Genomic DNA, 19364 nt, shown 5'->3' with positions numbered 1-19364 from the left:
ACAATGGCTACCGTCCTCGCGAACCTGCATCCGGAGGACACCGTCTACGGTCAGGTGGGCGACAGCTCCGTCCCGCTGCGTTTCTCCCCGATAGCCGATGAGTACAAGGTGCTGAGGGAGCGCGCCGCCGTGCTCGACCTGAGCGGGCACCGCCTCATCGAGGTCACCGGCGCCGCGGCGATCGACTTCGCGCAGCGCGTGCTCGCCCGCGACGTGGAGTACCTGACCTCCGAGCGGTGCATGATGAGCCTGGTTCTGGACGAGTCAGGTCAGGTCGTCGACCAGGTGCTCGCCTTCGGCCGGGAGAACGGCCTGCTGCTGGAGAGCTCCTGCGGTGCGGGCACGCGCCTCATCGAGCACCTGCGGGAACACAACGACGAGGACGTCGAGATCACCGACCGCTCGCGGGAGCTGACGGTGCTCGGCCTCGAGGGACCCTACGCCTGGGGAGTGGTCGGCCGGCTCATCGACGGCGAGCTGGCCTCGCTGCCGTTCGAGTCCGTCGTGGACACGGACTGGAACGGGATCGACATCATCTTCGCGCGGACCGGCTTCACCGGCGAGTACGGATACCAGATGATCGTGCCCCGTGAGGCGGCCCCCGAACTGTGGCGGCAGTCGATCGAGCACGCCGGGGCGGCCGGCCAGGAGGCCCTGGAGCTGGCGATGCTGGAGGTCCGCCAGCCGATCCCGCGCCACGAGGTCACCGACGGGACCTCCGTGCTGGAGATCGGCGCCAACTGGCTGGTCGACATCACCAAGGACGCGTTCGTCGGCAAGGAGGCCGTGCTCCAGGCGCTGGAGTCGGGCCAGGGACGCCGCACCGTCGGCTTCACCGGCGGGTCCGTTCCCGCGCCCGGCACCCGGGTGCTGGCCGGCGGCCACGACGTCGGCGAGGTGGTGCACGCGGTGCACAGCGTGGGCCTGGACGCCACCCTCGGGCTGGTGCGGGTCGATGCCGACCTGGCCGCGGCGGGGCTGGAGTTCACCGTCGACGGCGCCGAGGTGACCACGCTGACCAGCCCTTACATCGTCCCCAAGAGCTGGAGCATCCCGATCATCTGATCGGTCGGTCCTCTGAGAAGGAGACAAGCATGGCGCTGCGGCCCGTCGTCGTCACCGGCCTTGGCATCATCTGTGCCATCGGCCGCGATCCCGCGGAATTCTGGCAGCGGCTCACATCCGGTCAGGGGGGTCTCACCCCGATCGAGGATGAGGGCTTCGCGGTGTTCGAGGCACGGTACGCCGGCCAGGTTCCCGACGAGTGGATCGACGGCCGGCTACCGGGGTCCGACGCCGCCCTGGACCGCACCGCCCGGCTCGCCCTCATCGCGGCACGGCAGGCGGTCGAGCAGGCCGGGCTGGCATACGAGGACCTCGACGGCGAGCGGTCCGGGATCATCCTCGGCAAGTGCCAGGCGACCCCGGACGTGGCGGGGTGCTACCAGCCCATGCACCGCACCGAGGACGTGGTGGCCGAACGGCTGGGCATCCGCGGGCCGCGCATCCTGGTGTCGACCGCATGCGCGGCCGGTGGGAACGCGGTCGGCCTCGCCAAGGACAAGATCCTCACCGGTGAGGCCGATGTGGTCCTGGCCGGCGGTGTGGACCCCCTGCTCTTCGGAACCTACGCGGGGTTCGCCGGGCTGCAGGCGCTCAGCACCGGCCCCTGCCGCCCGTACAGCCACTCCGACGGCCTCAACCTCGGAGAGGGCGCGGCGTTCCTGCTGCTGGAGCCGCTGGACCGGGCGCTCGCCCGGGGGGCGACGCCACTGGCCGAGGTCGCGGGGTACGGCCTGTCCGCGGACGCCTACCACGCGACCGCGCCCGACCCCACCGGCAGGGGCGGCGCCAGCGCCGTGCGGCGCGCGCTCGCCGACGCCGGGCTGACCCCGGACGACGTCGACTACGTCAGCGGTCACGGCACCGGGACCCCGGCCAACGACGCCATGGAGGCCAAGGTCATGCGGGTGGTGTTCGGCCCGCGGGCCGGCGAGGTGCCCACCAGCAGCATCAAGTCGTTCGTCGGGCACACGCTGGGCGCCGCGGGCGCGGTGGAGGCGGTCGCCGCCGTGCTGGCTCTGCGGCACGGCACCGCGCCGCCCACCATCGGCTTCGACGAGGAGGCCGTGCCCAAGGACCTGGACTTCGTCCCCAACGTGGCCAGGAAGATGCCGATCAGCACCGTCGTGTCCAACAACTACGCGTTCGGCGGGAACAACGTCTCGCTGGTGCTGACCACGCCTCGTGCTCAGCGCGACCACGACGAGTTCCCGCGGCGCGAGGCCGTCATCACCGGCCTCGGCCCGGTCAGCGGCCTCGGCGTCGGCATCGGTGAGCTGGCCGAGGCCGTGGTCACCGGCCGCCAGGCCGTCGGCCGATCTCCCTCGCTGGACGGCAGGACGTTCGCGCCGCGCTCGCTGTGGCGGCACATGAACAACCTGTCGCGGATGGCGATCGCCGCGTCGCGGCTCGCCTGGGAGGACGCGGAGCTGAAGCTCCCGAGGAAGGAACTGGACGACGTCGGGCTGGTGTTCGCGACCGGCGCGGGATCGGCGGAGAGCACCGGCGGCTTCGACGAGAGCATCGCGGTCAATCCCAACAAGCCGGCCGTGCTCAGCTTCTCCAACGTCGTGCTGAACGCCACGGGCGGGGCGGTCTGCCAGACGCTCGGCCTGCGCGGGCCGACCACCACGATCTGCAACGGCGGGGCATCGGCCTCGATCGCCCTCGACTGCGCCCTGGAGATGATCAGGGCCGGCAAGGCGAAGGTGGTGCTGGTGGTCGCGGCGGACGAGACCGTCGAGCAGGTCCCTCCTGACGCCACCGTCTCGCCGTACGACCGGCGGTACCTGTCCACCGTTCCCGGATCGGCCGCCGTCGCCTTCCTGGTGGAGTCGGCGCGGCACTGCGCGGAGCGCGGCGGGCGCCCATACGCACGCGTCCTCGGCACCGGGCACGCCGGCGCCGGCGGGGACGACGGACGCGAGCCGATCGCGCGTGCCCTCACCCGCCTTCCGGAGGCCCGTCCTGGGCTGGTGCTCGGCGCGGGCACCGGCGTCGCCGGCGACGCCGAGGAGGCGGCCGCGGTGCTGGAAGCGGTCCCGGGCGCCCGGCTCACCACCTCGGCCGGCCTGACCGGGGACTGCCACGCCGCGACGGGGGCGATGAACATCGCCCTGGCGGCGCTGGCGATCCGCGAGCGCGTCGCGCCCGCGCTCGCCGGGTTGGCGTCCCCGCACGTGGGCGACCTCGACTCGTACGTGACCAAGCCGGAGCTGCCCGACCCCGTCGCGCAGGCGCTGGTGCTGACCGCGGCGCCCGGCTCCGTCCGCGGCGCCGTCCTGCTGGGGGCGGTGTGAACACGATGACCGGAACCCCCTTCGACGTGGCGGAGACCGACCGGCTGCTGACCACGACCAGGTCCGTCCGGCGCCGGCTCGACCTGGACCGGCCGGTGCCCCGCGAGGTCGTGGAGGAGGCCCTCGAAGTGGCGGTCCAGGCCCCCACGGCCAACAACCACCAGAACTGGCGCTGGCTGGTGATCAGCGATCCCGGCGTCAAGGAGACCATCGCCGAGCTGATGCTGACGTCCTGGCACTTCCACCGGAACGACATGTGGACCAACGCCGGGCGGCGGCGCAACGACGGCCAGGCGCGCAGGAACTACGAGTCGGCCCAGGTGCTGACCGAGACGATCGCGAAGGTGCCCCTGCTGGTCATCCCCTGCGTCCTCGGCCGGCCGCCGGACATCGAAGGCATCAACGCCGCGTGGGACCTGCGGATGGCGGACAAGGTCGCCGACGACCCGGGGCACATGGTGAGGCACGGCCCGATGCGGGCGAGCATCTTCTACGGCTCGATCTTCCCGGCCATCTGGTCCTTCCAGCTGGCGTTACGCAGCCGCGGCCTCGGCAGCACCATCACCTGCATGCTCGTGCCCCACGAGCGCCGGCTCGGCGAGCTGCTCGGCATCCCGTCCGGGGTCACGCAGGTGTGCATGATCCCCGTCGCCTACACGATCGGAACCGAGTTCCGCCCGGCCGGGCGGGCCGGCGCCAAGGAACGCACGTACTGGGAGAGGTGGGAGGCATGACCGTCGACTACGCCGACGTCGTCATCGCGGGAGGCGGCATCTCGGGCGCGTCGGCGGCCTGCAGGCTCGCCGCCGGCGGGCTGTCGGTCGTCCTGCTCGAGAAGCAGGAGACCTACGAGGATCTGGTCCGGGGCGAGTGGCTCGCCCCCTGGGGCATCCGGGAGGCCCAGCGGCTGGGCGTCTACGACTGCTTCGGGGCCGGCGGCGGCTGGGAGATCCGTGAGTGGATGACCTGGGACGAGGCCGTCTCCGACGACGAGGTCGAGGCGGTGGACATGACCCGGTTCATCCCGGGCATCGGCGGACCGCTCTCGTTCCCGCACCACGCGGTGTCCGAGCTCATGGCGGCGCAGGCCGTCGACAGCGGCGCCCGGCTGGTCATGAACGCCGCCCGGATCACCGTCACCCCCGGCAGGGAGCCGGTCGTGACCTACCAGACGGCCGGGGGCGAGCACGAGATCAGGGCCAGGATGGTGCTCGGCGCCACCGGGCGGGGCAACACCATCGGCCGGCAGATCGGCGTCACCATGCGCAACTCCATGCACCACTGGGGCGGCGGCATGATGGTCGCGGGCATGGACGGCTGGCCCGCCGACGTACAGGCGATGGGCACCGAGGGCGACGTCATGTTCATGGTGTTCCCCCAGGGGTACGGCCGGGCGCGCCTCTACCTGAACTTCCCCACGGTGAACAAGCACCGCTACCGCGGCCCCGGCGGTGTGGAGCGCTTCCTGGCGGCGTTCGAGCTCGACTGCCTGCCCGACCGGGGCAAGGCGGTGACCGAGGCCGTCCCGGCGGGGCCGCTGTCGGTGTGGCCGTCGGTCTCCAGCGTCCCCGAAGGGCCGCCGCTGGTGGAGGGCGTGGTCCTGATCGGCGACGAGGCCGGCAACGCGGACACGGTCCTTGGCACCGGGCTGTCGTGCGCGCTGCGCGACTCCCGGACCGTCTGCGACATCCTGCTCGACGGCGACGACTGGTCGCCGGCCGCCTTCGATCCGTACCTGCGGGAGCGCGAGTTCCGCCTGGAGCGACTGGACTTCGGCGCCTCCATCATCAGCAGGTTGCACGTGGAGTTCGGCCCCGCGGCCGTCGAGCGCCGCCGCCGGGTGCGCCGGCTGATGGCGAAGAACTTCGCCGCGCAGGTCACGGGCCTGCTCAACATGGTCGCCCCCGAGGACGTGCCCGAGTTCGGTTTCAGCGAGTTCTTCGCGGAGCGGTTGTTCAGGGAGACGGCATGATCAAGAAGAAGACGGCACGGGTCAACGACGTCGACATCGCGTTCGTCGACGAGGGCGAGGGTGATCCCGTCATCCTGCTCCACGGTTTCCCCGACTCGTCGTACCTGTGGCGCAACCAGATCCCGGCGCTCGCCGAGGCGGGCTTCCGGGTCATCGCACCGGACCTGCGCGGTTTCGGCGACTCCAGCAAACCGCAGGAGATCGAGGCCTACGGGATGCAGACCATTCTCAACGACGTCGTCGCGCTCACCATCAAGCTCGGCATCCGCAAGCCGCACATCGTCGGTCACGACTGGGGCGCGGCCATCGCCTGGATGTACGCCTTCATGATGCCCCGCAGGGTCGACCATCTGGCCGTGCTGTCGGTCGGGCATCCGGGGGTGTTCGCCAATCCGTCGCTGGAGCAGCGGGCGGCCTCCTGGTACATGCTCTTCTACCAGTTCCCCGGCGTCAGTGAGGAACTGCTGCGCCGCAACGGGTGGCGGCTGTTCAAGGAGATCATGGGCCGGGACGGCGACTACGACCGCTACCTGCGCGACCTGGCCAGGCCGGGCGCGCTGACCGCGGGGCTGAACTGGTACCGCGCCAACCGGTCGCCCGAGTCCGAGCTGCGCCCGGCGCGGCCCTTCCCGCCCGTGCTGTCGCCGACGCTCGGCATCTGGTCCTCAGGGGACAAGGCGCTGCTCGAAGAGGGAATGGCCGCCTCCGGCAAGTACGTCAAGGGGCCGTGGCGGTACGAGCGCGTCGAGGACGCGGGCCACTGGATCCCCCTCGACGCCCCCGACCAGGTGAACAAGCTGCTCCTCGGTTTCCTCGGCACCGAGCGGCCCGCCACCGAGGAACGGCGCCCACGGCGCCGGCTGTAGGAGGAGAAGGGGTGACCGTCATGCTCGGCTATCTGTTCCCCGGACAGGGCACGGTCCGCGTCGGGATGGGCGCGTGGCTGCGCCGCAGACCGGCGGCGAGGGACCGGCTCGACGAGGTGGACGCGCTGCTGTCGCGGCCGATCTCCCCGCTCTGTGCCCGGGGGCCGCTCGATCGGCTGGTGGCCACCGAGCACGCCCAGGTGGCGGTGACGGCGTGCAACCTGGCCGCGCTGGCCGTGCTCGCCGAGGAGGGGTTCGAGCCGTGCGTGGTGGCCGGGCACAGCGTGGGCGAGCTGAGCGCCCTGCACGCGGCCGGAGTGCTCGACCTGGCGGACACGGTCCGGCTGGTGGAGGCGCGCTCCCGCCTCATGGCCGAGGTCGGCGTCACCGGAGGGATGCACGCGGTGATGGGCCTGCCGGTCCAGGAGGTGGAGGAGCTCGCGGCCGAGGCGGGCACCGGCGACGAGCCGCTCGTGGTGGGGCTGGAGAACGCGCCCGGCCACGTGGTGGTCTCCGGCGCCCTTCCCGCCCTGGGACGGCTCGCGGCGATCGCCACCGGCGCGCGCAAGATCGTCCCCCTCCAGGTCGGCAACGCCTTCCACTCGCCGCTGATGGCCGCGGCCGTACCCGGCTGGGCGCGTGCGGTGCGGGCCGCGCCGATGCGGCCGCCGCGCGTCCCGGTGGTCCCCAACGTCACCGGCGAGCCCACGACCGACCTGGACACGATCAAGGAGGCGCTGGTCGCCCAGCTCACCGGGCGGGTGCTGTGGACCGGCACCGTGACCGCCGTGGACCAGATCGCGCCGAGCGTCGAAGTGGGGGACAGCAAGGTGCTGGCCGGGCTCTCCCGCCGCGCCGGCGCGCGCTGCCTGACCATGGCCGACCCCGCCACGCTGCGGCGCCTCTCCCGGGAGCGGGCGGCATGAGGCGGTGGGGCAGCGCGATGGTCGGCTTCGCCGGGCTCTCCCGGCCCCAGGAACTGGTCGGTGACATGCGGCTGGACGAGGTGTACACCCCGGCCGAGCGCCTCCGGTCGGGCGGCGGCCGCTCGCTGCAGCACTGGGCCGGCCGCCTGGCAGGGAAGTACGCCGTCCTCCGGCTGCTCGGCATCCCGCCGACGGCCGAGCACCTCGGCCAGGCGGAGGTGCTGCCCCGGCCCACCGTCAACTGCGAGAGATCGGCGGCGTGCCACCACGGGCACCCGCCCACGGTACGGCTCGGCGCGAAGCTGAGGGCGGCGGCGGAGCCCGGGCAGCAGATCCGGATCTCGCTCAGCCACACCTCCGGCCAGGTGCTTGCGGTGGCGGTCGCCTCCTGGCGGCTTCCCGAAGACGAGACCGAGGTGGGATGACATGGACGCGCGGAAGATCGCGGAAGCGCACCTGGACGCGTGGCGGGCCGGTGACGCCGCCGCCGTGGCGGCATCGGCCGCCTCCTACAGCGACCCCGATTCCGGCGGCGCGCTGAGTGGGGACGCGCTGGCCGCTCACGCGGCCGGGGTACTGGGCCGCTTCAGGAACCTCCGCTTCCTGGTCGACCGCGTGACCGGGGACGAGGAGGCGGCCGTTGTCTCGTGGACGCTCCAGGCCGACCACCGCGCCGCCTACCTGGGCATGCCCGCGACCGGCGGAGCGATCAGCGTCTCGGGCACGGACCTGGTGACGCTCGGCGAGGACGGCGCGCACGTACGGCGGTGTTTCGACCGGCTCGCGGTCGCCGAGGCACTGGGCTATTCGGCCAGGTTCGTACCGGAGGCCGATGAGGTCAGGGAGTTCGGGGTCAGCGCCAGGGTCGCCACCGGGCGTACCGAGCGTCCCGGCGCGCTGACCCTGACCTGGCTGGAGGTCCGCGACGACGCGGAGGCCGCCGACGTCGACCTGCTCAGCGTGGAGGTCGTCACCTCCCTGCGCGCTTCCCGTGGCGTCCTCGGCGTCGCCACCTTCGACATCGGTGACCGCAAGTTCACCCTGACCGCGTTCGACCGTCCGGAGTCCGTTCGGGCGGTGCACGCGAGGCCGCACCAGCGGGCGATGCGCCGCTTCTTCAAGGGCGGGCTGTGCACCCGGGTGCTCACCAGCGTCTGGCTTCCCTCCGCCACCCGTGAGTACGCCCGCTGCCTCGACTGCGACGCCGTCGTCAAGGCCGGCGAGGACGCGGCCTGCGGCTGCGGGTGGGTTCCCGACGATGTCTCCCTACTGTGACAGGAGCATTCATGACCGACTTCACCACCGAGCATCGGCTCGGCGACGACACCCGGCCCACCGTGGTGTTCATGTCCGCCCTGTTCGCCGGTGGCTGGATCTGGGATCACCCCTACCGGTACCTGGAGCGGGAGGGATGGGGCGTCCTGCGGACCAACGAGGCGATCTGCGCGCTCGACCGGACGGTCGCCGGATCGATCGAACGCCTCGGTGACGCGCTGCTGGAGGCCTGTGACGCCGCGGGGGCCGAGGACGTCATCGTCTGCGCGAACTCGCTCGGCGGCCTGGTGGCGATCGACCTGGCGGGCCGTCATCCCGATCGGGTGCGGGGGATCGTGGTGAGCGGTGCCCCCGGCCTGACCCCCGACCCCGACGTCGGGCTGAGCTTCGACAGGAGGGGAAGCGTGCGCCCCGTCGGCGAGGAGTTCGGCGAGCGCATGCTGGCCGCGCTGTTCCATGGCAAGGAGCGGTTCTTCACCGACGAGCAGATGGACGAGGTCGGCACCATGCTGCTCCAGCCCTCGGCCATGGTGAGCATGGCCCGCAGCATCAAGGCCACCCGCAGGTACCAGGTCCGGCCGGCGCTGGACAAGGTGCGGTGCCCGTCGAAGTACATCTGGGGCCGGCACGACCGGATGACGCCGGTCGGCGCGTGGCTGGAGGTCCTCGCGGACTACCCGGAGAACGAGGTGCTGGTCGTCGAGGACAGCGGGCACATTCCCATGATCGAGCGGGCCGCGGAGTACACCGCGTCCCTTGAGCCCTTCGTCACCCGCTGCGCGCAGGTGCTGGCATGACGGCGCCGGCCGTACTGATCGGTGTGGACATCGTGGACGCCGACCGGCTCGCCCGCGCCGGCGACCGCGGCGGGGCGCTGTTCCGCCGCCACCTCACCACGTCCGCCGAGCGGGACCTGGTGGCCGATGACGCGGTGTTCTCGGTCAAGGAGAGCTTCATCAAGGCGGTGGGAGGACGGCCACCGGGGTTCAGCTGGCACGACTTCGAGGCCCGGCCCGAGCGGCCCGCCGCGTGGACGGGCCGGCTGCTCGACGAGGCCTCCGAGGAGCTGACCGCGTCCACCGGCCTCACGCTGACCGGCGACGCGTCGTACGCCGTCCGCGGCGCCTGCGGACGCGCCGTCCTCGCACGACTGGCGCCGCACGAGGACGGGATGGCGGGCGTGGCCTCGTACGAGGGCCGGGTGGCGGGCGCGGCCCGGTGGGGGTTCGGCGCGGGGCTGCTGGTCTCATTGGCGATCGTCTTCGTCGACAGGAAGGAGGGCTCGTGATGTCCCTTGTCAGGTTCGTGCAGCCCGGCGAGTCGATCCAGCGGGCGCTCGACGAGGCGGGGCCCGGGGCGAGGATCCAGCTCGCGGAGGGGGCCTACGCGGAGAACGTGTGGATCAGGCACGGCGGGGTGACGCTGAACGGCATGGGCCGGGGGCGCACCCTGCTGGTGCCCGGCGAGCCGGCGCCCGTGGACATCCCCCGGCTCCACGACGCGTCAGGCGACGTGGTGAACGGCGTCAGCGTGCACGGCGAGGGCGTGGACGACGTCACGATCGCCGGGCTGACGGTGAGGGGTTTCTCCGGTGCGGGGATCTACGCGCACGGGATCAGCGGCCTGGCCGTGAGGGAAGTGGAGGCGCTGGACAACGCGGTCTGGGGCGTCTACGTCCGCGAGTGCCACCGCTGCGAGGTGGCGCGCTGCCGGGCGTCGGGCAGCCAGTACGGCGGCATCGCCCTCAGCTTCTGCTCGCGGGCAGAAGGGCTGGTCGCCGACAACGAGACCTTCGCCAACGCCTTCGGCATCTTCATCGACAACTCGTCCTGGGCCCGGGTGCTGCGCAACACCTGCCACGGCAACGCGGTCGGCATGCTGATGCTCAACCAGACCTACGAGGGCGAGCCCGACGGCGGCGTCCGTGACTGCCTGGTCGCAGGCAACGACCTGTACGGCAACGTGCTGGCCGGCGGCGCGGAGCCCGACGGGCTGGGCGCGGCGGGCCCGCCGATCTCCGGCGTGGGCCTCGCGCTGATCGGGACCCAACGGGTCAGCGTCGTGGACAACCAGATCCACGACAACCATCCCAGCGGCGAATCGGTCATGGGCGGCGCGTTCGTCCTCGGGTCGTCGCAGGGCTGGGGAGGCGACGACGCCGTGGACAACCACATCCTGTGGAACCGGGTCACCGGCAACAGCCCGCTCGACTACCAGCTGGGCGCCGACCTGGACCGCCAGGCCTTCGCCGGCAATGTTGCCGGCAAGGGCGACCCCGAGGACGCGGAGGGGTGGAGCCGATGACCGCCGCCATGTCCTGCGCCGGCCTCAGGAAGAGCTACGGCGACGTCCTCGCAGTCCAGGACGTCGGCTTCTCCATCGCCCCGGGCGAGGCGTACGGGCTTCTCGGCCCCAACGGAGCGGGCAAGACCACGACGATCTCCATGCTGGTCGGTCTGGTACGGCCGGACTCGGGCGCCGTGCACATCTGCGGCACCGACCTCGCCACCGACCCGATGACGGCCAAGTCGAAGATCGGCTACGTTCCCCAGGAGATCGCCCTCTACCCCGAGCTGACGGGCCGTGAGAACCTGCGCTTCTTCGGCAGGCTCTTCGGGCTGCCGCGCAGGGCGCTGGCACGGCGCATCGACGAGGTGCTCGATCTGGTCGGGCTGAGCGACAGGGCCGACGGCAAGCTGGACACCTATTCGGGCGGCATGAAGCGGCGCATCAACATCGGCGCCGCGCTCCTGCACGGACCCGAGCTGCTCATCCTGGACGAGCCCACCGTCGGCGTCGATCCCCAGAGCCGTAAGGCCATCCTCGACGGGGTGGAACGGCTCGTCGCCGGCGGCATGGCGCTGCTGTACACCTCGCACTACATGGAGGAGGTGGAGCGGGTCTGCGACCGGGTCGCGATCATCGATCACGGCAGGATCGTGGCCGACGGCACCCGCCACGAGCTCGTCTCCATGGTCGGCAGCGCGGACAAGATCAAGCTGACGCTCGACGGCGACGCCGACTCCGCGTTCGCGAAGCTGCAGACCGTGGAGGGCGTCCTCGAGGCGGTCCGCACCGGCACCGCCACCGTACGGCTGATCGCCGAAGGGGGCCGCTACCTGCTGCCGGCGCTCATCACCGCCGTCGAGGGCAGCGCCTCCGTGACCGCCGCCGAGGTCGTCGAACCCGACCTCGAGGCCACCTTCCTGCACCTCACCGGCAGCACGCTCCGGGACTGACGATGCTGAGATCACTTCTCACAGTGAGCGCACTGGAACTGCGCACCCGGCTGCGCGACGGCACGGCCCTGGTGATCGCGGTGATCGTGCCCGTGGCCCTGGCGACGCTGTTCGGCCTGGCGCTGGGCGGCGACGATCCGCCGCTCCGCGCCACGGTGGGCATCGTCGACCTGGACGGCGGGGAGTTCCCCGCGAGCGTCCGCGCGGAGGTGATGGCCGCCAAGGAGCTCAAGGGCATGCTGACGCTGCGCGACCTGCCCGGCCGGCCGGAGGCGCAGCAGGCGCTCGACGCCGGGGACATCGGGTCGGCCATCGTGTTCCCCGCCGGGTTCAGCCGCAGCGTCGGGGCCGGTGAGGGCGGCAGGGTGGACGTGCTCGGCTCCGCCGAGGCCCCGCTGGCCGGGGTGGTGGCGAACGCCATCGTCGACCGGATCTCCGCCCTGGTCGACGCTCGTACGCTCGCGGTCCGCGCGTCGCTGCGCGCCGGGGTGCCGGCGGACCAGGTGAAGGAGTTCGTGGAGCGCAACGGCGCCGCCGGCCCGGCGCTGACCCTGTCGAACGATCCGCTGCAGGGCGGCAAGGTCGACCTGTCGGTGTACTACGGCTCCGGCATGGCCGCGCTGTTCGCCTTCTTCGTGGTGGGCGCGTCGTTCAGGAGCCTGCTGACCGAGAGGAGGCAGGGCACCCTCGACCGGATGCGGGCGGCCCCGATCCGGCCGTGGGTCCCGATCGCGGGCAAGGCGGTCGTCGGGTTCACGCTGGCCGTGGTCAGCGTCTGCGTCACCTGGGCCTCCTCCGTCCTCGTCTTCGGCACGAGCTGGGGCGATCCGGTGGCGGTGTTCACGCTGCTGGTCGCCCATGTCCTGGCCGCCGCCGCGATCACCATGCTGGTGGCGAGCAGGGCCAGGACCGATGCCCAGGCCGACGGGATCACCATGGTCGTCTCGTTCGTGATGGCGTTCTTCGGCGGCAGCCTGGTGCCGCTGTACAACCTGCCCGACGTGCTGCGGACGGTGGCCCTGTTCACCCCGAACGGCTGGACGTCGACGGGACTCACCGGGCTCGCGGGCTCCGGCGGCGGCCTGGCCACGGTGGCCGGCCCGATCGCCGTCCTGTGCGCCATCGCGTTGACGGCGGGCGGGCTGGCCGCCGTCGGCTTCAGGAAGGGACTGCTCGGATGACACCACGTCCCCCCGGGGAACGGCGGAGGCCGCGTCCCGTTCTGGCGCTGGTGGTGGCCAACCTCCGCCGCCACTCCAGGGACAAGGTCGGCCTGTTCTTCATGGTGGTCATGCCGTTCGTGAGCATCGTCTTCGTCGGGATGGCGATGGGCGGCGGCACGACGGGCCCGTCCAGGCTCCCCGTCGGGGTGGTGGCGCCCGGCTCCGACCCGGTCGCGGGCGCCGTTCTGGCCGAGCTGAGGAGACATCCCGATCTCGCCGTCACGCCCATGGGCTCCAAGGAGGACCTGCGTGCGGGCGTCCGGGAGGGCTCACTGGCCGCGGGCGTGGTGATCTCGGCGGGATCGACGCGGCTGGAGCTGGTCATGACCCAGACGAACGGCAGCGGCATGGCGGCGCGCAGCGCGGTCGACGTCGCGGTGGGGAGGGTGGCCGCCGTGCTGGAGGCCACCCGGGCGGCCAGGACGGCCGGCGCCACCCCGGTGCAGGCCGAGCTGTACGTGCGCCAGGCGCAGGCACAGTCGGGCCGGGTCGCGGTGGCGAGCTCCGACGCGACCGGCGACGACCCGCGCGGGTTCGCCTACACCGCCCCGGCCAACCTGCTGCTGTTCACCTTCATCAACTCCATGGCCGTCGCCGCGGCCCTCGCGGAGAGCCTGCGGCTCGGCATGCTGCAGCGCTCTCTCACCGCCCCGGTCAGACGGCGGTCGGTGCTGCTCGGCGAGGTGCTGAGCCGGTTCCTCGTGGCCCTCGCCCAGGCACTGCTGATCATGGTGGTGAGCGCGCTGGTGTTCGGCGTGTCGTGGGGGGACCCCCTGGGCGTCGCCGCGGTCGTCGGCGTGTTCTCGCTCGTGGCCACCGGCGCCGCGGTCCTGGTCGGCAGCCTGGTCCGCTCGCCCTCGCAGGCCCCCGCGATCGGCCCGCCCCTCGGCATCGTGCTCGGCATGCTCGGCGGCTGCCTGTGGCCGCAGGAGGCCGCGGGGGATCTCCTCACCTCGATCGGCCATCTCTTCCCGCACGCCTGGGGCATGGACGCGCTCCTGGCGCTGTCGAGACCCGGCGCCGGCCTTGGAACGGTGCTCGCCGACGTCGCCGTGCTGGCGGGCATGGCGGCCCTTCTGCTCGGCGTCTCCCTCGCCCTGTTCAGCCGTCGTACCCGGGCCCTGACCTGAGGGGATGGTCTCGATGAAGAGGTCTGCACAGGTTGGTTCCACACCTCGGGCGCAGGCGCCCGATCAGCGTGACAGGTGACCTGACTATCAGGAGGCAGCTCATGGAAACGACGGCTACGTTACTGGGCACGACACCGGCCGGTGGAACCCACGTCACCGGTGTGTACCGCTACGCGACCAGGAAGGGTGCGATCGAGGCGCTGGAGGTGGCGGCCGCCGATCTCGGCATCGGCGTCCACGCCATGAACGAGGCGGTGGACCACCTCATCTCCAGCCGCCTGCTCAGGGCCGAGGTCACCGCGACAGGCCGCCGGTTCGTCCCGGTCGATCCGGAGATCGCGGCCGCGTCGCTGGTCTCCTCCGTCGAGCGGGAGATCTACCAGCGGCGCGAGCTGATCGACCAGATCCGCGAGCGCATCGACGTCTTCCGCCAGGACGACTCCAGCACCGGCGGCACGTCCTCGGCCTCCGGTTCCATCGAGTACCTCGTGGGGTCCATGGAGGTCCGGGGCTTCCTCAAGATGGCGAGCGACGCGTGCCGGGACGAGGTCCTGGTGCTCCAGTCGAACCAGGAGGACGCCGACGAGCTGGCGCTGGCGTACCTGTCGCTGCTGGGCCGGGGGATCACGGTGCGCATCATCTGCCAGCACCGGGACCGCGCGGATCTGTCGACGCGCATGAAGATGAAGAAGCTGACGGACGCGGGGGCCGCGGTGTCGACCACCAGCCACGTGCCGAGGTCCGCCGTGGTCTTCGACCGGTCGCTCGTCGTGCTCTTCGGGTTGTCCGACGGGGAGAGCTCCGTCGCGCGGGTGCACAACCACGGGGTCGCCCGCTTCCTGCTGGACCTGTTCAACCACCTGTGGGACGCCGCGACGCCGCTGGAAGGCCTCGAGTCCGGGTACGCCAACGTGGTCGACGACCTCCAGCAGGCCATCGCCGGGCTGATGGCCAAGGGATACACCGACGAGATCGTCGCCCGCAAGCTCGGCATGTCGGTGCGCAGCTGCCGGCGTCACATCGCCACGCTGATGCGCGACCTCGACGCGACCAGCCGTTTCCAGGCCGGAGTCCAGGCGGCCCGCAGGTTCTCCGTGAACGGCGCGTGATGGACCGCTGGGCCCATCCTCGATGACCGGCTCGGCGGCGTGTTCGCGACCCCCCTCGCCGCCGTCGCGCCGGCCGCCTCATCCTCCGGGCGGACGGCATGCCTCAGCGCGTGCCCTGCATCGCGACGACCACGTCGGCCAGGCCCTGGGCACGCTCGCACACCATCTCGATGCCGCGCACCAGGTCCTCGAAGCCCATGGCGGGATCGAGGCAGATCCGGATGGAGCTGTTCGCGTCCTCGGCGCTGACCCCGATCGCCGTCAGCACGTACGACGGTTCCTGGGAGGCGGAGTTGCACGCGGACCCGGTGGACAGGGCCACGGAGTGCAGGCTCGCGACCAGGCTCTCCCCGCGCACCCCGGGAAGCACGAGGTTCAGGATGTGCGGCACGCCGGCGTGCGGATCCCCGTTGACACGCACCCCCGGAAGCCGGGTGGCGATCAGATCCAGCGCGGTGGCGCGTAGCTGCGTGACACGCTTCCAGCCGCTGTCGAGCCGTCGCCTCGCCAGCTCGCACGCCTTGCCCAGCCCCACCACCAGGTGCGTCGGTATCGTCCCGCTGCGCAGCTCGAACTGGCCGCCGCCGAAGGTCGTCGGGCGCAGGCGCCGGCGTATCTCCGGCCGTACGTACAGGGCGCCGACCCCCTTCGGCCCGTGGAGCTTGTGGCCCGAGATCGCGAGCGTGTCCATCGCCGCTTCGGTCACGTCGATCCGCAGCCGGCCCGCGGCCTGCGCGGCGTCGACGTGCAGCAGGCAGCCGACGTCGTGGCAGAGCGTGGCGAGCTCGGAGACCGGCTGGATCGTGCCGATCTCGCTGTTGACCCACGCGATCGTCGCCACCCGCGAGTGGAAGTCGAGGCGGTCGGCGACGTGCCCCAGATCCACCAGCCCGTCCGGGCGCACCCCCATCGTCCGGGTCTCGATCCCACGGTGCCGCAACGCCCGGCCGACCGAGAGCGAGGACTTGTGGTCGGTCGGGCAGAACAGCGCGTTGACCGGCGCGCGGTCGTCATGCGCGAACATCCCGAGCAGCGCGATGTTGTTGCTCTCGGTGGCGCCGGAGGTGAGCACGATGCTCTCGGCGTCGGCGCCCAGGAGCTCCGCGACCGACTCGGTGGCCTGGCCGACGGCCCGGCGCGCCCGCTTGCCCAGCACGTGCGGTGACGAGGGGTTGCCGAAATCCTCCTTCAGGTAGGGCAGCATCGCGTCGAGCACTTCGTCGTCCACGCGAGTCGTGGCGCAGTTGTCCAGGTAGATGACCTTCATTGTCCCGCCCGTCGCCATCGGTGGGCGTCAGCTCCGGAAGGTGCTGACCGTCACCAGCTTCGAATAGATCTCGTCGGTGGACATCTCCCCGCTGCCGCCGGGGTCGGCGACCAGGACGAGCATGCCCGGCAGTTGATAGAGGCTGAGCGCGATGTCGACGCCCGTCTGGACCGGTGCGAGGCACTCGTCCGGCGCGAAGATGACGACGGCACGGTAACCGGCCCGGTACACCTCGGAGATCATCTCGGTGATCTCTCCCGCGCATCCGGTGATACCGCAGCTGATGAGCGTGCGGTAGTTCCCCTCGGCGTCGAGGAAGGCGACCTCGGTGTCCCTGCGGTCCGCGTCGAGCACGCGCTTCTCCAGCCGTCCCTGCTTGACGAACCTGTCGGCGGCCTTCTGGAACCTGTACTTGAGCCATGTCTCGGGAAACGACAGCGCGTGCTTCCTGCTCGACAGGACGCGGTCCGTCCCGAACCCCGATCTGCGCAGCACATGGTCGTATTCGGCGGGCAGCCGGGTGAACTCCTCGAAGAACTCGGCCCGCAGCTCGCTCGCCGGCCGGCCCGCCGTCGGCACGTACTGCCAGTCGTTGATCAACAGCAGCAGCCGGACGTCGTCGCAGAGCTCCGCGTACGCGGTCAGCATGCTCACGGACAGGTTCCACGTGTATCCCGGGAAGATGCCCACGCGACCCGCGATGCGCCGTCTCATCGTGGCGGACGTCTGCTCCTCGATGACCCCCGGAACGAGCCGGCCGGAGCTCTCGTCCTCGAACAGCATGAAATGCCCGCCCATGATGACCAGCTTGTCCAGCGCGAAGCTCGACAGCTCCCGGTCCAGCACCTCGCGGAGCTCCCGCTCGGATGCGACCAACTGGTGGCTCTTGGTGACACGGCCGGTGAGAACATCGTTCATGGTGAAACCACTCCGATCTGCGTCAGATCCAGGTTGGGGGAGAAGGTCCGCGTTCTCACGGCCTGATCTTCTTGGGGGAAGGCGGTGGCCACCTGGCGCGCCCGGCCGGCCGGGATCACCGGGACCAGCAGGCCCGCCAGCGCTCGGAGCGGCCGGGCACTGGTGAGGTGCTGGACGCGGAGCCCTTGCCATCCGTGGTGTCCGAGCATCTCCAGCACCCGGGGGATCCGCAGGGCTCTGCCGCCGGCGCTCGTGTAGGTGTCCGACAGATCGACCTCCGCGCACCCGTTGACCTGCCGCACGACGGCCGCGAGCACCCGTTCGGCCTCGCCGGTCGCGCAGGTGGGCTCGCCGCCCCGCCCGTCTCCCTCCACCACCGGCGCCTCCACGGACTCGCCACCGGGTTCGGAGGCGTGATGGTGGATCAGGAACCGGTCCGGGCAGCGGACGGGGTGGTCGTAGAGGTGGCCGAGGAAGTGGGTGCGAAGCCGGGCGGGGGAGAGCGGCCGCTCGGCGACGACATGCGCGACGATACGGCCGTCGTCCGCATCGGCCGTGGACACGTGCGCGAGGCGGACCAGGGGATGGCGCTCCAGCACGGCCTCGACCTGGTCGAGATCGACCAGGTCGTCTCCCTCGCGCACCACCCGGCCACCGGTCGGCGCCGGTGCCGGGAAGCCGGCCATCCGGGCGACGTCGCTGACGCGCAGGTCCGCCGACGGCTCGACGTGGGCGAGCACCACGGCCTCGTAGCCCCGCAGGAACCGCTCCATGGCGTCGGCGTCCATGACCGAGGACATCGCGTCGAACGTGACGACGACGGCGTCCCGCCACTCGTCGATGCGGAAGTAGGTGTCCAGACCGTAGCGCGCCCAGGCCGGTCGCGCGGAGGCCCAGGCGAACTTGGTGCGCTTGGCGCGGGAGTCACGGGACGCCTGCTTGATGAAGTTCACCTCCGACCCGATCCGCATGGCCCGGCCACGCCGCAGGCTCTCCCGCGACACCAGCTCCACGACCTCGTCGTAGGGCACGTACGAGTGGCTCCGCGCCCGCTCGAAGCGCTCCGCGACGCGGCGGAGCAGCTGGGAGAACGCCGGGTCGTCCTGGCAGTCGACCCGCATGAGCAGGGGCGAGAACATGCAGGTCAGCACATCCGAGTGCGGGCTGGACTCGCGATTGCTCGTGAACGACAGGTGGCCGGCCGTCCCGCCGCCCGTGTACGCGGCCATCATCATCGTGTAGGCGGTCATGTGGACCAGCGACGGCCACACCCGGTGCCGGGCGCCGACACGGCGGCTGGCGTCCAGCAGGGACGGCGAGGTCAGGGACGCGGCCCGCGCCTCGGGCGCGGCGTCGTACCGGCGCCTCGCCCCGAACGTGTCGGCGGGCAGCGCGGAGATCTCCTCCCGCCAGTACGCCAGAGCGCGCCCGGCCTCGGCGGCGGCCTCGGCCGACGCCTCGTACCGGGCCAGATCGAGGGGCTGGTGGCGGACCGGCTCCAGGGAGGCGGGCCGGCGGGAGCCGAATCCGGCGCACTGGATCCTGAGCTCGCGCTTGATCTGCCCGACGGTCCAGACGTCGACCGCCAGATGGTTGAGCACCACCACGAGTTGCTTCGGAACGCCCCCGGTGGTGATGACGCAGGCGCGGATCGGCCATTGCGTCGAAAGGTCGAATTCGGCGCCGACGAGCTGCTCTACCACTTCCGCGGGCGTGGCCGTGCCGTCCCTCTCGGTGGACACGTGAATGACCGGGAGGGCCGCCGGAGAATGCACCCGCTGCCGCGGGCCGGAATCGGCGTCGAAATCATATGTGGTGCGCAGCGCCTCGTGCCGGCGGGTCAGGTAGTTGAGCGCCGTCCGGCAGTTCGCGAGCGTGACGGCGTGCGCAATGTCGAGACGCAGGACGATGTCTGTTTCATGTCGCTCGTGTGGTGGAAGCTGGTGATATCTCAGCCACATGAAACGCTGGCCCCAGCACAGATTCGCGTACTTCAGTGCGGACAACTCAGCCTCCCACGGTCGGTCGCGACGTCCCACGTCGCACGGTGTGCCGGTTGCCGGCGGCGCGACTCATC

Annotated in this window: 18 protein-coding genes; 15 read left to right on the top strand and 3 right to left on the bottom strand. The window is 71.6% G+C overall.

The genetic code is table 11. The features are described from left to right. Positions 1 to 3: 3 nt before the first annotated feature. The 15 genes from ABD810_RS28200 to ABD810_RS28130 all read left to right on the top strand — a co-directional run bounded on the left by ABD810_RS28200 (position 4) and on the right by ABD810_RS28130 (position 15102). Positions 4 to 1065 carry an aminomethyl transferase family protein gene (locus tag ABD810_RS28200; protein ID WP_344946953.1) on the top strand — a complete coding sequence of 354 codons (1062 nt, stop codon included), beginning with the start codon at positions 4 to 6 and terminating at the stop codon, positions 1063 to 1065. Positions 1066 to 1094: 29 nt separating this feature from the next. Beyond that, the gene (locus ABD810_RS28195; RefSeq protein WP_344946950.1) at positions 1095 to 3362 is read left to right on the top strand and encodes a beta-ketoacyl synthase N-terminal-like domain-containing protein; all 2268 of its coding nucleotides are present in this window, start codon (positions 1095 to 1097) and stop codon (positions 3360 to 3362) included. Positions 3363 to 3367: 5 nt separating this feature from the next. Further along, complete coding sequence (locus tag ABD810_RS28190) at positions 3368 to 4096, top strand: nitroreductase family protein (RefSeq protein ID WP_344946947.1); 729 nt, start codon at positions 3368 to 3370, stop codon at positions 4094 to 4096. Next, positions 4093 to 5334 (top strand): FAD-dependent oxidoreductase, encoded by a 1242-nt coding sequence (locus tag ABD810_RS28185; RefSeq protein ID WP_344946945.1) that lies wholly within the window; start codon positions 4093 to 4095, stop codon positions 5332 to 5334. Before ABD810_RS28190 ends, ABD810_RS28185 begins: the two co-directional genes overlap by 4 nt. Beyond that, positions 5331 to 6200 (top strand): alpha/beta fold hydrolase, encoded by an 870-nt coding sequence (locus ABD810_RS28180; RefSeq protein WP_344946943.1) that lies wholly within the window; start codon positions 5331 to 5333, stop codon positions 6198 to 6200. Before ABD810_RS28185 ends, ABD810_RS28180 begins: the two co-directional genes overlap by 4 nt. Positions 6201 to 6220: 20 nt before the next feature. Continuing rightward, positions 6221 to 7126, top strand: a complete 906-nt coding sequence (locus tag ABD810_RS28175; RefSeq protein WP_344947838.1) for an ACP S-malonyltransferase — start codon at positions 6221 to 6223, stop codon at positions 7124 to 7126. Then, the gene (locus ABD810_RS28170; protein WP_344946941.1) at positions 7123 to 7551 is read left to right on the top strand and encodes a holo-ACP synthase; all 429 of its coding nucleotides are present in this window, start codon (positions 7123 to 7125) and stop codon (positions 7549 to 7551) included. The genes ABD810_RS28175 and ABD810_RS28170 overlap by 4 nt, the downstream gene beginning before the upstream one ends. A 1-nt stretch (position 7552) precedes the next feature. After that, on the top strand, positions 7553 to 8401 hold the full coding sequence (locus ABD810_RS28165) for an ester cyclase (protein ID WP_344946939.1): 849 nt from the start codon (positions 7553 to 7555) through the stop codon (positions 8399 to 8401). Between the two features lie 11 nt (positions 8402 to 8412). After that, entirely contained in the window at positions 8413 to 9198 is a 786-nt protein-coding gene (locus ABD810_RS28160) for an alpha/beta fold hydrolase (RefSeq protein ID WP_344946937.1), read from the top strand. Further along, positions 9195 to 9689 carry a 4'-phosphopantetheinyl transferase superfamily protein gene (locus ABD810_RS28155; protein WP_344946935.1) on the top strand — a complete coding sequence of 165 codons (495 nt, stop codon included), beginning with the start codon at positions 9195 to 9197 and terminating at the stop codon, positions 9687 to 9689. Before ABD810_RS28160 ends, ABD810_RS28155 begins: the two co-directional genes overlap by 4 nt. Then, positions 9689 to 10705 (top strand): right-handed parallel beta-helix repeat-containing protein, encoded by a 1017-nt coding sequence (locus ABD810_RS28150; RefSeq protein ID WP_344947835.1) that lies wholly within the window; start codon positions 9689 to 9691, stop codon positions 10703 to 10705. The genes ABD810_RS28155 and ABD810_RS28150 overlap by 1 nt, the downstream gene beginning before the upstream one ends. Beyond that, on the top strand, positions 10702 to 11640 hold the full coding sequence (locus tag ABD810_RS28145; RefSeq protein WP_344946932.1) for an ABC transporter ATP-binding protein: 939 nt from the start codon (positions 10702 to 10704) through the stop codon (positions 11638 to 11640). Before ABD810_RS28150 ends, ABD810_RS28145 begins: the two co-directional genes overlap by 4 nt. A 2-nt stretch (positions 11641 to 11642) precedes the next feature. Next, the gene (locus ABD810_RS28140; protein ID WP_344946929.1) at positions 11643 to 12821 is read left to right on the top strand and encodes an ABC transporter permease; all 1179 of its coding nucleotides are present in this window, start codon (positions 11643 to 11645) and stop codon (positions 12819 to 12821) included. After that, the gene (locus ABD810_RS28135) at positions 12818 to 13993 is read left to right on the top strand and encodes an ABC transporter permease (protein WP_344946926.1); all 1176 of its coding nucleotides are present in this window, start codon (positions 12818 to 12820) and stop codon (positions 13991 to 13993) included. Before ABD810_RS28140 ends, ABD810_RS28135 begins: the two co-directional genes overlap by 4 nt. Before the next feature lie 101 nt (positions 13994 to 14094). Further along, positions 14095 to 15102, top strand: coding sequence for a hypothetical protein (locus ABD810_RS28130; protein ID WP_344946924.1), 1008 nt, complete (start codon positions 14095 to 14097; stop codon positions 15100 to 15102). A gap of 103 nt (positions 15103 to 15205) precedes the next feature. Here the strand turns inward: ABD810_RS28130 and ABD810_RS28125 are convergent, their stop codons facing one another. From ABD810_RS28125 to ABD810_RS28115, 3 genes are read right to left on the bottom strand one after another with little or no spacing between them, the layout of a single operon-like run. Further along, the gene (locus ABD810_RS28125; protein WP_344946921.1) at positions 15206 to 16369 is read right to left on the bottom strand and encodes a cysteine desulfurase family protein; all 1164 of its coding nucleotides are present in this window, start codon (positions 16367 to 16369) and stop codon (positions 15206 to 15208) included. A gap of 27 nt (positions 16370 to 16396) precedes the next feature. Beyond that, a complete protein-coding gene (locus ABD810_RS28120; RefSeq protein ID WP_344946918.1) occupies positions 16397 to 17287 on the bottom strand; it encodes a hypothetical protein in 891 nt (296 codons plus the stop codon). Then, positions 17284 to 19293 carry a condensation domain-containing protein gene (locus ABD810_RS28115; RefSeq protein WP_344946915.1) on the bottom strand — a complete coding sequence of 670 codons (2010 nt, stop codon included), beginning with the start codon at positions 19291 to 19293 and terminating at the stop codon, positions 17284 to 17286. Before ABD810_RS28115 ends, ABD810_RS28120 begins: the two co-directional genes overlap by 4 nt. Positions 19294 to 19364 lie beyond the last annotated feature (71 nt).

Origin of the sequence: Sphaerisporangium flaviroseum, assembly GCF_039537005.1 — a bacterium.
Lineage (GTDB): Bacteria > Actinomycetota > Actinomycetes > Streptosporangiales > Streptosporangiaceae > Sphaerisporangium > Sphaerisporangium flaviroseum.
The sequence above is the reverse complement of the archived record's forward strand: the minus strand, read 5'-3'. Positions and strand labels throughout refer to the sequence as shown.

Coding starts and splice junctions, on each gene's coding strand:
- ABD810_RS28125 (WP_344946921.1), bottom strand. CDS start 16,369: ATGAAGGTCATCTACCTGGACAACTGCGCCACGACTCGCGTGGACGAC.
- ABD810_RS28200 (WP_344946953.1), top strand. CDS start 4: ATGGCTACCGTCCTCGCGAACCTGCATCCGGAGGACACCGTCTACGGT.
- ABD810_RS28150 (WP_344947835.1), top strand. CDS start 9,689: ATGTCCCTTGTCAGGTTCGTGCAGCCCGGCGAGTCGATCCAGCGGGCG.
- ABD810_RS28190 (WP_344946947.1), top strand. CDS start 3,368: ATGACCGGAACCCCCTTCGACGTGGCGGAGACCGACCGGCTGCTGACC.
- ABD810_RS28120 (WP_344946918.1), bottom strand. CDS start 17,287: ATGAACGATGTTCTCACCGGCCGTGTCACCAAGAGCCACCAGTTGGTC.
- ABD810_RS28155 (WP_344946935.1), top strand. CDS start 9,195: ATGACGGCGCCGGCCGTACTGATCGGTGTGGACATCGTGGACGCCGAC.
- ABD810_RS28170 (WP_344946941.1), top strand. CDS start 7,123: ATGAGGCGGTGGGGCAGCGCGATGGTCGGCTTCGCCGGGCTCTCCCGG.
- ABD810_RS28130 (WP_344946924.1), top strand. CDS start 14,095: ATGGAAACGACGGCTACGTTACTGGGCACGACACCGGCCGGTGGAACC.
- ABD810_RS28140 (WP_344946929.1), top strand. CDS start 11,643: ATGCTGAGATCACTTCTCACAGTGAGCGCACTGGAACTGCGCACCCGG.
- ABD810_RS28165 (WP_344946939.1), top strand. CDS start 7,553: ATGGACGCGCGGAAGATCGCGGAAGCGCACCTGGACGCGTGGCGGGCC.
- ABD810_RS28145 (WP_344946932.1), top strand. CDS start 10,702: ATGACCGCCGCCATGTCCTGCGCCGGCCTCAGGAAGAGCTACGGCGAC.
- ABD810_RS28135 (WP_344946926.1), top strand. CDS start 12,818: ATGACACCACGTCCCCCCGGGGAACGGCGGAGGCCGCGTCCCGTTCTG.
- ABD810_RS28180 (WP_344946943.1), top strand. CDS start 5,331: ATGATCAAGAAGAAGACGGCACGGGTCAACGACGTCGACATCGCGTTC.
- ABD810_RS28160 (WP_344946937.1), top strand. CDS start 8,413: ATGACCGACTTCACCACCGAGCATCGGCTCGGCGACGACACCCGGCCC.
- ABD810_RS28185 (WP_344946945.1), top strand. CDS start 4,093: ATGACCGTCGACTACGCCGACGTCGTCATCGCGGGAGGCGGCATCTCG.
- ABD810_RS28195 (WP_344946950.1), top strand. CDS start 1,095: ATGGCGCTGCGGCCCGTCGTCGTCACCGGCCTTGGCATCATCTGTGCC.
- ABD810_RS28175 (WP_344947838.1), top strand. CDS start 6,221: ATGCTCGGCTATCTGTTCCCCGGACAGGGCACGGTCCGCGTCGGGATG.